Genomic DNA, 15,697 nt, shown 5'->3' with positions numbered 1-15,697 from the left:
GGGAACAATAGCAACAGTTGAATAGCTGACCGTAATCTAAGCTGACCGAAATCTATTGTTACCTGGAGCCATTGAGACGATCTTTATGCCAGCAACATCTTTTTATGCAGACGCCCCCTACAACACCAAAAAGTCTAGCCAGGCTTTGGACTCGGATCTCACGGTTGATGACAGTGAGTTATCGGTAGATGACCTACAGGAGCTAGAACTGGCAACTGTAGACAATGCTAACTTTGCTGCTAGCACCAACCGTCGGAGTACAGACCTAGTACGTCTATATCTTCAAGAAATTGGTCGGGTTCGCTTGTTGGGGCGCGATGAAGAGGTTTCAGAAGCTCAAAAAGTCCAACGCTACTTACGGATGCGGATAGTACTTGCTAACGCCGCAAAGCAAGGGGATGAAGTGATTACACCCTATCTAAGGTTAGTTGAAGTTCAAGAACGTCTAACCTCGGAACTAGGACATCGCCCGTCTTTGGAAAGATGGGCTGCCACTGCTGACATAATTTTATCCGATCTCAGACCGATTTTGGCAAATGGGAAACGCCGCTGGGCTGAAATTGCTAAGTTGACTGTAGAAGAGTTGGAGCAAGTTCAGTCCCAAGGACTCCAAGCAAAAGAACACATGATTAAGGCGAATCTTCGCTTAGTTGTGTCTGTTGCTAAGAAGTATCAAAATCGTGGTTTGGAATTGTTAGATTTAGTCCAAGAAGGTACATTAGGTTTGGAGCGGGCTGTAGAAAAATTTGACCCAACTAAGGGTTATCGCTTCAGTACCTATGCTTACTGGTGGATTCGTCAGGGTATTACACGGGCGATCGCAACTTCTAGTCGCACGATCCGTCTCCCTGTCCATATTACCGAAAAGTTAAACAAAATCAAAAAAGCTCAACGCAAAATTGCTCAAGAAAAAGGTCGCACCCCAACTCTAGAAGATTTAGCAACTGAGTTAGAGATGACACCTACCCAAGTCCGAGAAGTTTTGTTGCGGGTTCCTCGCTCCGTTTCTTTGGAAACCAAAGTAGGAAAAGATAAAGACACTGAGTTAGGCGAATTACTCGAAACTGACAGTGTAACTCCAGAAGAGATGTTAATGCGAGAATCTTTACAAAGAGATTTGCATCATCTTCTATCAGATTTGACTAGCCGGGAGCGCGATGTAATTCTGATGCGGTTTGGTTTGGCGGATGGTCATCCTTATTCTTTAGCAGAAATTGGCCGCGCTCTTGACTTATCGCGCGAACGAGTCCGCCAAATTGAATCTAAGGCTTTGCAAAAGCTACGTCAACCCAAGCGCCGCAACCTCATCCGCGACTATTTGGAGTCTCTGAGTTAGTCATTTGTCATTAGTCATTTGTCATTAGAAAATTACACTTGACAAATGACTAGGGACAAAAGGATGATTTTATTCCCAGGTCAAAAGCCTTTTATCGGCTTAGAGCAAATAATTAGCATTAAACTGTATAAAAGTTGTCCCCAATCTTTGCTCAGATATCTTGAAGGTGGGGAGCAACTAAGAATTCAAATTTAACTTATGCGAAATTGAAAGTCAAGGGATGCAATCGTTACAAGTATCCTAACTATTAGCTGTATGCAAATTAAATGCACTACAGCTGATTACTTGAATTTTGCTCAAGATTTGATGAATTGTTCTTAAATATTTAGTAAGAATTCTCAATAGGCAATGATTGTTGCAAATTGCTCAAAAGATTTGTTATATTCTCAATTAACGATATTTGTTGAGAAATATTAGTATGACTGTCTACACAACTACTTCACTTAAAGCAGAATTGAACGACCGAGGCTGGCGTTTAACTCCTCAGCGCGAAACAATTTTACACATTTTTCAAGAACTTCCGCAAGGTGAACATCTGAGTGCGGAGGATCTTTATCATCGGCTAGAAACTGATGGTGAAGGGATCAGTCTGTCAACTATTTATCGGACTTTGAAGTTGATGGCAAGGATGGGAATTTTAAGGGAATTAGAATTGGGCGAGGGACATAAGCATTATGAGATCAACCAGCCCTATCCCCACCATCACCATCACTTAATTTGTGTTCGATGCAACTCAACTATTGAGTTTAAAAATGATTCAATTTTAAAAATTGGGTCAAAAACCGCTCAAAAAGAAGGTTTTCACCTTTTAGATTGTCAAATGACCATCCATGCAGTATGTCCCAAGTGCCAACGGGCGCTGATGCCGCTTTAGCACTTGGGTGGATAAATAAGACGAAACTACTCAAATTAACCAAATAAATGGAATCTGAGCAGTTCGTAATTTGCTGTTACTGGAGGCAAGCAACCAGTTGGGAACTGATACTAACGACACCAAAGCGGATGTTAAAAGCGTCCGCTCTTAAGATCCTTAAGACTAATCCCGTAGAATTCTTGGGCTTGTTTAATCGCTTTTTTGGTGTCATCTGCCATCACACCATTGAGCTTGCCTTTATAAAAACCCCGCTCCCGTAGTCGGGTTTGAATTTCTAAGGTATTAAATTCGCTTTTGCTAGTAGTATTAACTGAGCTATATAACTTAGCTCGCGTAGTTGGGCCAGCAACACCACTTGCTGCTAAGAAATTAGCCGCCTGAAATCTCTTTACAGCATCAGCAGTGTAAGGGCCATAGTAGCCATTTGGCTCTCCCTCTAAATATCCTGCCTGGATCAATTGTTCTTGAAGAATTCTAACTGGCTCACCGCGATCGCCTACACGAAGTTTGTCTCGATTGACTACCTTTGAGGGAGCCTCTTCTCCATCACCGATGCCAACTCCCGGCAATTTACTTAATGTTGCTGGGCCCGCAATTCCATCAACGCTTAATTTGTAAGAATCTTGGAACCGCTTGACAGATTCTTCGGTAATTGGGCCAAATATGCCTGTAGCGTTTCCGTAATAAAAGCCTGCGATTCTTAACCGTTCTTGCAAAGCTCTGACATCTTCACCTTCATCTCCCTTAGCAAGGTAGTTGGGATTGCGGCGTTTGCTGGTAGCTGAATTAGTAGTACTGGGCTTTTTGGCTTGTGCGCCTACAGCAGTGGTTCTCTTAGCTTGTGTAGCCCTAGTTGTAGGCTTTTTCGCTTGCCAATTTTCTAATTTTTGCAGGGTGCTTGCTCCAACAATGCCATCCACTGGTAAACCAGCGGCCTTTTGGAAGCGCCGCACAGCTTCTTGGGTGGGTGCGTCATATACTTGGGTAACAGAAGATTGGTAAAAACCTGCTGTTCGCAATTTTTGTTGTAGATTTCTGACAGAAGGGCCTCGATCGCCTTTTTCTAGTGCCATGACGCTGCTAACAGCGCCAAGAATAGATAAAGACAGAGCAAGGGGCAACATATACTTCCAAGCCCTACCTGAAAGCCTTTTCCAGTCTGGTGCAGCTGCGTCCTTAAACAAGGAACTGAGGGAGACCAATTCACTGGGTGTGCTGTCTTCGTAGGCGAAAGCTAGGTGCAAATACGCAAGATTCTCCATATTTGTTTCCTACACCATTGATTTTTCTTCGATCACTGCTTCAGCTTGATGTACTAGGTTCCTCAAAGCTTCTAATGTTCCTATATTTACATCCTCCCATAAATTGCGCTTGTGTGCTTCTAATAATTTTTCAGCAATATCACGCAGTGCGTAAGGGTTGTTTTGCTGAATAAATTCTACAACAACTGGATCGAGTAAATAAGCATCTACTATGCCTTGATACATGTAATCTTCAGCACATTTTGCGGTTGCATCGTAGGCGAATAGATAATCTACCGTCGCCGCCATTTCAAAGGCACCTTTGTATCCGTGGCGCATTACTCCTGCAATCCACTTGGGATTAACTACGCGAGAACGATACACTCGTGCAATTTCTGCTTTCAGTTGACGAACGCGTGGTTGGGCGGGTATAGAATTATCTCCAAAATAAGTTTGGGGATTTTTTCCCTGTAGAGAACGCACGGCTGCTGTTAAGCCACCCTGAAATTGGTAATAATCATCAGAATCGAGTAGATCGTGTTCGCGGTTGTCTTGATTGTGCAGGACAACTTGCATTTGAGACAAGCGTTGTTTGAAGGCTTCGGTATTGGGGACTGGGGACTGGGGATTGGGGACTGGGAATTGGTTGGTATTAGGGACTGGGGACTGGGGATTGGGGACTGAGAATTGGGGGGAAATTTTATCCTCCCCTGCCTCCCCTGCCCCTCTGCTCCCCTGCTCCCCTGCCAAGTTTTCCGAAGAATAGGCGTAAGAACTCCAGTTAATGTAGGCGCGGGCTAAATCTTCGTCATCTGTCCAGTTTTGCGATTCGATTAAACCTTGGAGTCCGGCGCCGTAAGCACCTGGGCGAGAACCAAAGATGCGATAGCGCGATCGCACTACGGCTTCTTGTATAGTTAATCCCTGGCTTGTCCACAATTCAGTCTCTTGGCGAACTGCATCTGCTAGAGGATTTTGTTCTGGCGGTTCATCTAAATCTGCTACTGCTGATACTGCTTGAGCGAATAAATCAATCAAATTGGGAAAAGCATCGCGGAAGAATCCCGATATTCGCAAGGTGACATCTACACGGGGACGCCCCAAAATCGCTAGGGGCAAAATTTCAAAATCTACTACTCGCCGTGCTGCACCATCCCAGACAGGCTGGACTCCGAGTAAAGCTAAGGCTTCGGCTATATCATCACCGCCTGTTCTCATGGTGGCTGTTCCCCACAATGATAAACCTAGTGTTTTGGGATATTCACCATGCTCTTGAGTGTAATATTCAACGAGGGTTTCAGCAGCTTTTCTGCCGATATCCCAAGCTGTTTCGGTGGGAATGGCGCGAATATCGACAGAATAAAAGTTTTTCCCTGTTGGTAGAACTTCCGGGCGGCCGCGTGTGGGTGCGCCAGATGCAGCGCTGGGGACATAACCGCCATCGAGTCCGTGTAATAAATGGGTGATTTCTTCGTGGGTTTTTTGTAAGGCTGGGAGGAGGCGATCGCGTATCCAGGTAGAGACGCGATTCGTTGCGTCTCCCTCTCCAGCAAAGACGCGATTCATCGCGTCTCTACAAGAAGAATTTTGATTTATTAGTTGTTCTACTATAAGGGCGGCGTGTTCTTCTAGGACTTCGACGATATCGCCGAGGGTACGGCATTCTGTGCCATTGACTATTGAGTATTCACCGCTAGTCATTGACAAATCGGCTGTGAGGGGATCGAAGTCTAGACCCCAATCTTGAGCTATGGCACGGGTAATACCTGAAGAATGGCGATTGGGGATGCGAGCGATCGCTACTATTAAATCTCGGAGTTGCCGTCCTTGGGGACATTGCCCAAAAATGTGCAACCCGTCGCGGATTTGGGCTTCTTTTAATTCACAAAGATAACCACCGATGGAATTCAAAATTAAAGATTCAGACTTAAAAATTTCTGTTTCATTTTGGATTCCTAAATCTAGATGGAGATTTTCTTTGACTACCAGTTCGTGAATGCGATCGCGAATTACTGGCAAACGCGAAGGATCTAAACTGTCGGCTTCATAATACTCATCAATTAAATTTTCTAACTGCTGCAAAGAACCGTAGAGTTCCGCGCGAGTCATTGGCGGCGTGAGGTGATCTATAATCACCGCTTGAGCGCGACGTTTGGCTTGGGAACCTTCACCAGGATCGTTGACGATAAACGGGTACAGATGGGGAAGTGCGCCGAAAGCTACTTCTGGATAACAATTACTCGATAAAGCCACACTTTTACCGGGTAGCCATTCTAGATTTCCGTGTTTTCCCACATGAACTACAGCATCAGCACCAAAAGTTTCTCTAACCCAATAGTAGAAAGCTAAATAAGCATGAGTTGGTTCTAAATCCGGCGCATGATAATTCAAGCTGGGGTCATTATCATAACCCCTTGCTGGCTGAATTCCCACGAAGATGTTGCCGAGTTGAATTCCGGGAACGGGGATTGGGTATTGGGTATTGGGTATTGGGTATTGGGTATTGGGAATTTTGCCACTACTAAACTCTTCCCCAGTTCCCAGTCCCCAGTCCCCAGTCTCCACTCCCCACCGTTCGCTAATACCTTGCTGAACTACTGGCGGTAATGAAGCGAAATATTCTTGGTATTCTTCCCAAGAAACACTTTGGTGTACCGGAAGCGATTCTCTACCTTCGGGATCGTTGGTTACACCATCTGTCAGCCGTTGAATCAACTCGTCTCCTTGAGCAGGTGGATTTTCTACTTCATACCCAGCTTGACGTAAAGCTTGGAGGATTTCTACACAACTTGCTGGGGTGTCGAGTCCCACACCATTGGCGAGGCGGCCATTGCGATTGGGGTAGTTTGCCAGAATTAAAGCAATTCGACGTTCTTGGGGTGGTTTGGAACGTAGACGCGCCCAATTTGCTGCTAGTTTAGCAACGAACTCGATGCGATCGCTCACTGGTTCATAAATTACCACATCTGTCTCTAAATGGGGATTACGAGTTTGCAAGGCTTTAAAAGACACAGCACGAGTAATAATCCGCCCATCTACTTCTGGTAGCGCCACATTCATCCCAATATCGCGGGGAGAAAGCCCTTGAAACTGTGATTCCCGCTGCTCAATCGATCCGCCACTGAGGATTACCTGCAACACAGGCACATCTAATTTTTGCCAAAGTTCGGTTTGGGGTGTTTCGCTTTCCAACCGTGCTAGAGAAAAACTGGTAGTATTTAGCAGCACAGCGATTGATTCAGCTTCTTTAGGTTGGAAAAATTCACTCAACTCAACTTGCACATCTGGTTCGCGCAATGAAGAAACAAATACTGGCACTGGTTGTAAATTTTTCTGTACCAAAGCTTCGCATAAAGCATCAATTACTTTAGTGTTTCCCGCTAAATAATGAGCGCGGTAGAAAAGGATGCCAACTTTGGGCATGGGGCATTGGGCATTGGGGATTGGGGATTGGAAGCCTTGAGGTTCTGAGGTGAATTCATCCAGTTCAAAGGTGGATGAATGGAGTTCCGAGGTGGATTCACCTAGTTCTAACTCTCCCCTGCTCCTCTGCTCCCCTGCCTCCCCTGCTCCCCTGCCCCCATGCCCCAGTCCCCAGTCCCCAGTCCCCAGTCCCCACTCATACAATCCCACGCGCGGAATCGGTTGAGGTGGTGCAGGATTATATGCAGTTAATAAGCAACTATCGGAGATAAATTGCAGAGCATTAACAAAATTTTCCACGCCGCCTTCGCTAAAATACTGCCATACCTGGTTAACAATACCCAAAGGCACGGTAGACTGGGAAATTAAATCGGGATCGAAAGCGTCATCCCCTGGCATTACAATGAGGGTTCTACCATTACGTTGCACAATTTCTTGCACTACTTCTAAGCCATAACCCCAGTAAGAACGTCCTCCTAATAAGCGCAAAATAATTACTTGGGCAAATTCCAAAACTTGCTCGCCATAAGTATCTATGCTTAATTGTTGCTGTAACTGCAACAGGTTGGCGACTCTTAATGCCGGAAAGCTTGCAGGTAATTTTGTCACCGCAACTGCCAAGGTTTGAATGTCGGTATCAGCAGCCGTAATCAAGACAAAAGGGGCGGGGGTTTGTTCTAAAAAAATTATACCTTCTGACTGATTCCATCCACCCGATGTGCTACTTATACGATGCATAATCCTGTGTTACCGTTTTAAATTGTTGGTTAATAGATAATCAAAACAAACTTTTTTCCCTGGATTGTGCCCTCTCTTACCAAAAATGATTGAAAATGCTTAGTTCTCCTGATTTGAGCTTTTCTCGAACCTTGCCTATTGTTGTATTTAATCAGCTTGGGGAGTTGTTAGAACAGATGGCTCAAACGGTGGAAAGTGCCGTTTTGATACTGACAGAAGCGGCGTTGGCGCGGATTTACATACCTGTGGAGTGGCAAAGGCAAAGGTTTACATTAGTGGTTTCTGAGCAGTTTAGCGTCCTTTTGGTAGGAACCTTTGAGCAAGGAAGCAGGGAAACAGAGGGGCAAGGAATTTACTCAAAAATCAATGCTCAGTTGACGTTTAATTTGGAGGCGATCGCTTCTTTTGTCTACGAGTTGAGAAACTTGTTTGAGTGCGATTCTTATACTCACCAAAATCTCGAACGCTATCAGCAAATTATTAAACCCAATGATGCCACGCTCCAAAGTCAATTCACGCTGTTGTTATTAGAATATCTCCTAACTCAGCCAAACCAAGAAATAATAGCATCTCCCAGCCCAATTGGGCCAGCAGTTTATATCTGTCAGCCAGTGGAAGATGCTTTGAAAAAACAAATTTCCCAAGAGCGGTTGTTAAATCAGGTAACAACACAGATCCGTAAAAGCCTGGATTTGCCGGTCATTATGGCAACGGCAATTACACAGGTGCGTGAGTTTCTGGAATTAGACAGATTAGTAATTTATAAATTTGCAGCTTCTCAAGTAAATACTCAACCATACCAGTCTGATACTATTCCCTTCAATGAAACGGCACTAACAACAGACATGGAACAATCGGTTAGGGAACCTGCCGAAATCTATTTTTCTCTACACGAAAACAACGAGCGACATTCGCCTTTTATATCAACAAATAATCAATCTCTACTAGGAGATTGCCAAAAGTATGGAGGTTATATTGTCTATGAAGCTCGTGCTACAGATGCGATTACATCGGTGTTGAATTACACGGAAAAAAATTGCTTTATCCGAACCTCTCAGTGTTGGGAGAAGTATCAGCAAGGTTTTACCTTAGCTGTGGATGATGTTGAAAAAACTTATGTCCTAGAAGAATGTTTGTTGAATTTTTTAAGGGAATGCCAAGTTAGAGCTAAGTTGGCTGCACCGATTATGTTTGAGGATAAACTGTGGGGATTGCTGATTGCTCATCAGTGCGATCGCCCATACCAATGGAATGATAGCGAAAAGAGCTTGCTGGTTGCGATCGCAGAACAATTAGCGATCGCTATTCACCAAGCTGAGTTAATGCAAACTCTCACCCAAGAAAAACAAAATCTCGAACAACGAGTTATTGAGCGGACAATAGCCCTGCGTGATGCTCTACTTGCGGCCGAAGCTGCTAGCCGGATTAGAAGTGAGTTTCTCGCTACTATCAGTCATGAATTGCTCACGCCTTTAACTTATGTGATTGGGATGTCTTCGACGTTATTACGTTGGCCTTTAGGTGAATTGAGCCAACGACAACGGGGTTATCTGCAAACCATCCACGACAGTGGAGAACATTTATTAGAAATGATTAATGACATCCTCGATTTATCGCAAATCGAGGCTGGTAAAACAGCTTTAAATATTTCGGAATTTTCTTTAGTAAATGTTGCTGAAAATGCTGTCAAATCGCTGCAAAAAAAAGCAGCGAGCGAACAAATTAATCTCATACTTGATTTGCAAATCGATCCCAAGTGCGATCGCTTTATCGGCGATGCCAAACGAGTAGAACAAATCCTCTGGAATCTGTTAACTAATGCGATTAAATTCACTCCTGAAAGTGGCAGTGTTACTTTACGTCTTTGGGTGGAAGATAATACCGCTATTTTTCAAGTAGAAGATACCGGAATTGGCATTCCTGAAGAACAATTACCATTACTGTTTGAGAAATTTCAGCAACTCGATACACCTTATCGCCGCCGCTACGAAGGTACGGGACTTGGACTAGCTTTAACTAAACAACTCGTGGAACTCCATCGAGGTCGAATTGAAGTAGAATCAACTGTAAGTATCGGCTCCATTTTTACTGTATGGATACCAACTCAGGCAATGAGAGTGGTAAGTTAGAAATTAGGAGTTTGGAGTGTAGGAGTTAGGAGTTAAGAGTTTTACTCTCCAACGCTACAAGGTTTAGGATTAGGGGTTAGGTATGTATTAGACTCAACTGCAAACCGATATATTAGCTAATCAAAGTAGTGAATTTTGGCGTTGATGAAAATATTAGTGTTTTGAATATGTTTTCCTAGAACGCTTATTCTGATTTTAAAACTGCTAGGAGAATTCTCATTAGTTCTTCTAAATCTTCTGGAACTCTATAACTATTAATTGCTAATTCAAAATATTTGTTGGCTCTATCTAATCTAGCAAACTGCCATATCTTACCTGTAGTTACAGAACCGATCAAAATAGGTTGCTCTGTAATTGCAGGAGATTCTTCCCACTGATCTAACGCTATCATTTCGGCAACTAATTGAGTGAATCCTCTAGTTAAATTTTCATATTTAGCTTCAACTACTAACAATTGATTTGTTTTATAAGTTCTAATTAGATAATCTAAATTTCCTTGAAGGAGATTAGAAACTTTGATGCCAAATTCAATTCTAATCTGAACATTTGTATAATGAATTAACTCTAAGACTACCTTAGATATTATTACTTCTCTTCTTGCCAACTCCGTAGTTAAAGGTACATAAGGCAGTACTTCAGTAATTCTATCTCTTAGTTCAGCTAACCTATCTAACTCTCCTTGATATAGTGGTAACATTAAATTAACTAAGACTAACTTATACCCGAAATAATCAGCTAAGTCTTCTGAATAATAACCATTTTCAAAATACTTACTAAAAGTATAATTTTGATTAGGATCTAACTTCACTTGATACACCTCTACTTTCTAAAAACCGATAAGTATTGGATGCAGAACTTGGAAATTGCTCCCGCGATGTCTACGATGGGCTACGCCTACGCTTAAATTCATACTTTAATTATGCAATGCCAATTTTTTATTTTGAGGCTAGACTAATTAGCATTTTTTCAAAAATTTTCAACACATGCTCCTCTCCATTGTCTCTAATAAAGATGCCAAAATTTGGGTGAGAGTTGATTTCAATTAACCAATATTGCTTATCTCGATCTAATACGATATCAAAACCACCATAATCAAAGTCTAACTCTTCAAAAACTGGTTGAGCAAAATTAGCAATCTCTGATAGTATTTGTGGATGGTTAATATACTTGGCTTTCGCACCATCCCAGTGTAGAGGACTGAGATTACCGGCAAATTTTGCATCAGTTATATCTTTTTCATAGAGCAGAACCAATTCTTTATTTAAGAAAACCGCTCTATATTCAGATTTGATCTGAATAAATTCTTGAGCAAGAGCGACGTAATCATACTTATGATTAATAGTAAAAATTCCTTTTAAAGCAGTTTCAATTTCATCTGGATTCTTACACAAAAAGACATTATGTCCGCTTGCACCGGAGTTTCTTTTAATAATTACTGGTGTTTCAAACTTTTCTTTTATTTCCAATACGATATCTTGAATAGTTGGAAATTTTAAGTAAATCTGATATTTGGTGTCACAAAAAGGGGAAAGAAAACCTACTGTCCGAGGAAGTTTAACTTTTTTATTTAAAACATGATAAGTATATTCTTTGTCTTTGAGCAGATGTGCTACTGCTTGGTTAAGTAAGGGAGTGCTATAGTTACAAAAATAATGCTGTTTACTATTCAATATGATTTTGACTAAATTTTCCGAAGGATGAAGAATTTCATAGCTGATATTTAAATTTTCACAAGCTTTCAGCAATAGCGAAACATTGTCTAACATAAATACTTAAAGTTCAACTCCAAATTACGAATTACGTTAGCGACGCAGGAGCGTCATTACGAATTACGAATTACGAATTATTTTAACTTGCTGTTTGCCGTTTAAAAATTACTATCTCAGTACCAACAACCGGGTTACGAGCTATCAGCGTATTTTGGGAATCGATAATTTCTAAATGAGTAAAATCAAGTTCTTGAGAGCGTTGTAATATCTCCGCAGCTAGTTTGTCTTGCTGAGATTCATTGAGAGTGTACCAATCATTACTAATTTTGACAGTCAAGTTACTGGTACGAAAGTTGGCTTGAATTGACTTTATCAGACCAGAGGCAACGCGATCGCTAATTTCAGCTACCTGATTTTCAATAGCCGCAATCAAAGCTTGTTCAGGTGTCAATTCTATGATGGGTGTCGGCGTTGGCGTGGGTGTTGGGATTGGTGTTGGCGTAGGAATTGGTTCTGGTTCTGGTTCTGGTGTTGGTGTTGGTGGCGTAATTTGTACTTCTGGCGGCGTAATTTCCTCTGTTGGCTGTGGTTCTGGTACGACTGATTCCGGTGGAGTAGTTATCGTTGGTGTTGGTATCGGAACCTCTTCAACTGGGGGAACAGTTGCTATTTCCGTAGGTTTCCCAGTAAAGATAGTTGTAGTTGTCCAAACGAGAATTACAGCAATTCCAGTTACAATTCCTGTCAAAGCTGTATCTGATAACTTTGTTGACAAATTTGATGGTAAAAATAAGCGGATTGTCCTTAACAATCCACCCCATCGCAACTGAAGCTGCTGAAAAAAACCTGGTTTTTCCTCAGTACCAGGTGGGGGTGCTGTCTCCAGTTTTTCCACCGTTACTTCTAGAACCCCAATCGTTCCTTGGAGAAGTTGGATAATTTTAGCCTTCCAAAATGGCTGAACTCTCTGGTAAGGTTTTTGGGGAGGTTGAGTTATCTGCTCATCCGTCGGTTTTGACTGATTGTCTTGTGACATGGAACTTTCACCAAAAGCAGCGAATCAAAGACAAACAACGTACATTATTACTGGTGCTGCCTTCTTTTGCATTAATGTATCACTTCATTGCTCAAAGTTTTCCGCTAAACTGACTATTTATTAAATTTGGTGAGTTATGAACCTGAAACGCCGTCAATTTTTATTTTTAAGTAGCTTCAGCGCCATTGGTACAGGATTTTTAGCCTGGATGTTTACTCATCAAAATCATCAAAGTGCTGATATTAGCGATTCAACAACAGCTATAGCCGCCAACCCAGCCAAAAAAGACTTGTTATTACGTTTTGTGTCTGTAGCAGATACGGGAACTGGGGCTAAAGGACAGTATGCTGTGGCTAAAGCAATGAATGCGTATCATCAGAAAAATCCTTATGATTTAGTCGTTTTAGCTGGAGACAACATTTACAATAACGGCGAAATTGAGAAAATAAATGCAGTTTTTGAGCGTCCTTATCAAGGTTTACTCAAGCAAGGTGTGAAATTTCAGGCTTGTTTAGGTAATCACGATATTCGTACCGCTAATGGCGATCGCCAAGTCAAGTATGCTGGCTTTAATATGAAGGGACGTTATTATACGTTTAAACGTAATCAAGTACAATTTTTTGCTTTAGATACTAACAGTAATGCTGATTGGAAAAACCAGCTAAGTTGGTTAGAAAAAGAATTAAGTCTGAGTAATGCTCCTTGGAAAGTAGTGTTTGGCCATCATCCGATTTATTCATCGGGCCAGTATGGGAGTAATCCAGATTTTATTAAAACTTTTACTCCTCTATTTCAAAAATACGGCGTTCAACTTTACATCAATGGTCACGAACATAATTATGAACGCACTCGTGCTATTGATGGTACAACTTATTTAATTTGTGGTGCTGGTGCTGGTAATCGTCCTGTAGGGCGTTCTGAGTGGACAGGGTATTCTACCAGTGACTTAAGTTTTGCCTCTTATGAAGTGTATAAAGATAGAATAGAAATAAGTGCGAGCGCTACTAATAATCGCGTTTTTGATCGAGGGATTATTCAATTAAAATCAGCTTAGTTATATGACTCAACCAGAACTTATATCAATTTGAAAAAAGAATGCAACAGATACATACGGACATACCTTTGTGATGTCTGGCTTTCTTAATTTTGAATTTTGTTAGCGCAGCGTTAGCGAGTCCGCGAGCGTCATTTTGAATTTTGAATTGGTATTACTTGTGCGATCGCCAATATTTTAGGGGAGATGAAAGAGAAATAACTTCTGACTCAGCACTTTTCAGATCCCTTTAAATCCCATACCTTGTTCTACTTGAGTTGCAACTTTACGAGAAATCTGAAAGCGAATACCAACTTGGCCCAGGAATATTCCAGCTAAAATCAAGCTACCACCGATATATTGAGCTAAGGTAGGAACTTCACCCAGTACCAAATAAGCAGCTAGGATTCCGATGATTGGAGTAAAGGAGCCAGCTAAGGAAGCCCCTGACACGGTAGAAGCTCTCAAGCCTTTGAGCCAAAATGATTGACCTAAAACCACAATCACAGCAGCATAAACAAGCATCCACTGCCACAAGAAAGGTGAAAATACATCCATAAAGTGGTCGCTGCCATAGAGAATTAAAGCAGTAAAGAAAAATATTACAGTTCCTAGAGCAGTACGAAAGATACTAAAAATTCCCGCTGGGATATCGCAAAGCCATTCTTTAACAATAATTGTTGAAACTACTGAAGCCACGGCTGCGATCGCCGCCAATAATTCCCCAATACCTAATTTTAAAACACCCATATTGATCGTAGTCATCTGTGAGGGTTGTAGGAGAATAGTTAGGGTAACACCGACAAATGCAGCGATCGCTCCTACAACTTGCCAAAGATTTACCCGTTCCCTCAGTAACCAGACTGATAAAGCCATAGCCAGAGGTGGTTCCAAGCGTCCAATCAAAATAATATTGTTCACCCCTGTTAATGCTAATGCCTGAAAAATTAAGCCAGGGACAAGCGCTCCTGATAAAATAGCTACTGCTATCAGCGCTAACCAATCTTTCTTTGACAGTTGTTGCAAAACCTTTTTGTTCCACTGTCGCCGATAAATAGGTAACATAACTATCAAGGCACATAAATTCCCTACGAACAAAACATTACATAAAGAAATCGGATTTCGACCATCCATGAAATGTTGAGCGCCAATTTGTGTCAACTTGCGGGTAACTGCACTCGAAGCTCCAAAAATCAAAATTGCTAGCCAGAGATAGGTTTGACCTGGAATTTTATAGATAAAAGGACGCCATCTTCTCGGTCTGCTCATAATAAATAGCGCTGCCAAAAATACTCTTTACTATACTCAGTTGACTTGGGTAATTTAAGGTGAGATGAATCTGAGAAAACACTTTCAACAAGCTGAAATTGAAAATATCAGAGTTTTCTGAGAATATGCTGAGTTTAAACTAAATTTTTCTAAGGAATAAATTCAGATAATTACTAGATTAGTTTCACTTGAGCTTCAGTAGCAGATGAGATGCTTTAGTTCATCAGGAAACTTAAACATAAGGAAAAACAAATGAAAATTGCTTCTTCTCTGCTTACAAGTGTTGCTCTTGTTGGTATGCTAACAGTCTGGGATGTTCCACTTAAAATTGTCAGTCCTTCACTGGTGCAAGCATCAGCCGCAGAAAAGAAAGATGTTACAGGTTTGACTACTCAACAAAAGATTGATTTGGTCATCAAGCATAAGGGTCAGTTTGGCGGTGGTGATGAACTCCGTCGTTTCTTTTTTGGGGATCTTGAACCGCTAGGTATTCAACCCGGTGGTGCAGGTATGGTGGTTAATCTTTACAATAAAGCCAATAATGTCACCTTTTCATACTGTTCTACCTTTGATGTAGTAGTTGCGGTTAAAAAAGGTAAAGTAACAAAGTTTGAGGCTGATGAGGTCAAGTAATCCTTAGTTACAAGTAGGTAGGGCTATTTTCTTCTCATCTAGCCCCCCTGAGAAAAAATTCTGAGGCTAATAGCACTCATTCGTCTAAAGACGACTAATAAAGGCTTTTAATCCACCAAGCGTGGACTTGGGCTATGAGCCGCAAAACTTTAGTTCTGGGCAGTTTGTGTTTAGAACGAAATAACCCTAATTAATGGGTAGACATAAATAATTTAAGAAGAATTCAGGGGCGTCTTTAGCTTTGTTCCTGACTTATGAATTCTGTTTGATAAAAAC

The 15,697-nt window shown here is 41.7% G+C and carries 11 protein-coding genes; 5 read left to right on the top strand and 6 right to left on the bottom strand.

The genetic code is table 11. The features are described from left to right. Window positions 1-85 precede the first annotated feature (85 nt). A complete protein-coding gene (sigC, locus tag RMY32_RS11670) occupies window positions 86-1,336 on the top strand; it encodes an RNA polymerase sigma factor SigC (protein ID WP_322674151.1) in 1,251 nt (416 codons plus the stop codon). 418 nt (window positions 1,337-1,754) lie between these two features. Further along, window positions 1,755-2,210: a Fur family transcriptional regulator gene (locus tag RMY32_RS11665; RefSeq protein WP_292844215.1), complete on the top strand. Its 456-nt coding sequence runs from the start codon at window positions 1,755-1,757 to the stop codon at window positions 2,208-2,210. A 131-nt stretch (window positions 2,211-2,341) separates the two neighbouring features. On the opposite strand, the gene RMY32_RS11660 is transcribed toward RMY32_RS11665, so the two are convergent. Together RMY32_RS11660 and cobN are read right to left on the bottom strand one after the other, a co-directional pair. Then, window positions 2,342-3,472: a peptidoglycan-binding protein gene (locus tag RMY32_RS11660; protein WP_322713766.1), complete on the bottom strand. Its 1,131-nt coding sequence runs from the start codon at window positions 3,470-3,472 to the stop codon at window positions 2,342-2,344. Between the two features lie 9 nt (window positions 3,473-3,481). Further along, window positions 3,482-7,612, bottom strand: a complete 4,131-nt coding sequence (gene cobN / locus RMY32_RS11655) for a cobaltochelatase subunit CobN (protein ID WP_322713765.1) — start codon at window positions 7,610-7,612, stop codon at window positions 3,482-3,484. Window positions 7,613-7,707: 95 nt separating this feature from the next. On the opposite strand from cobN, the gene RMY32_RS11650 reads away from it, so the two are divergent. Continuing rightward, entirely contained in the window at window positions 7,708-9,741 is a 2,034-nt protein-coding gene (locus tag RMY32_RS11650) for a GAF domain-containing sensor histidine kinase (protein ID WP_322713764.1), read from the top strand. A gap of 184 nt (window positions 9,742-9,925) precedes the next feature. On the opposite strand, the gene RMY32_RS11645 is transcribed toward RMY32_RS11650, so the two are convergent. The 3 genes from RMY32_RS11645 to RMY32_RS11635 form a co-directional block, all read right to left on the bottom strand. Continuing rightward, entirely contained in the window at window positions 9,926-10,549 is a 624-nt protein-coding gene (locus RMY32_RS11645) for a hypothetical protein (RefSeq protein WP_322713763.1), read from the bottom strand. 127 nt (window positions 10,550-10,676) lie between these two features. Then, the gene (locus RMY32_RS11640; RefSeq protein ID WP_322713762.1) at window positions 10,677-11,507 is read right to left on the bottom strand and encodes a RimK family alpha-L-glutamate ligase; all 831 of its coding nucleotides are present in this window, start codon (window positions 11,505-11,507) and stop codon (window positions 10,677-10,679) included. An 82-nt stretch (window positions 11,508-11,589) separates the two neighbouring features. Then, on the bottom strand, window positions 11,590-12,486 hold the full coding sequence (locus tag RMY32_RS11635; RefSeq protein WP_322713761.1) for a hypothetical protein: 897 nt from the start codon (window positions 12,484-12,486) through the stop codon (window positions 11,590-11,592). A gap of 136 nt (window positions 12,487-12,622) precedes the next feature. Here RMY32_RS11635 and RMY32_RS11630 point away from each other — a divergent pair, with 136 nt between their 5' ends. Continuing rightward, window positions 12,623-13,540 (top strand): metallophosphoesterase family protein, encoded by a 918-nt coding sequence (locus tag RMY32_RS11630; protein WP_322713760.1) that lies wholly within the window; start codon window positions 12,623-12,625, stop codon window positions 13,538-13,540. Window positions 13,541-13,759: 219 nt separating this feature from the next. On the opposite strand, the gene RMY32_RS11625 is transcribed toward RMY32_RS11630, so the two are convergent. Continuing rightward, window positions 13,760-14,788, bottom strand: coding sequence for a DMT family transporter (locus RMY32_RS11625; protein WP_322713759.1), 1,029 nt, complete (start codon window positions 14,786-14,788; stop codon window positions 13,760-13,762). A 252-nt stretch (window positions 14,789-15,040) separates the two neighbouring features. Here RMY32_RS11625 and RMY32_RS11620 point away from each other — a divergent pair, with 252 nt between their 5' ends. Further along, window positions 15,041-15,421, top strand: a complete 381-nt coding sequence (locus RMY32_RS11620) for a hypothetical protein (protein WP_322713758.1) — start codon at window positions 15,041-15,043, stop codon at window positions 15,419-15,421. Window positions 15,422-15,697 lie beyond the last annotated feature (276 nt).

This window comes from Nostoc sp. ChiSLP03a (assembly GCF_034531215.2).
In the GTDB taxonomy this organism is placed as follows: Bacteria; Cyanobacteriota; Cyanobacteriia; order Cyanobacteriales; family Nostocaceae; genus Nostoc.
Note: the sequence above shows the minus strand (reverse complement) of the source record. Positions and strands in the feature narration are given on the sequence as shown.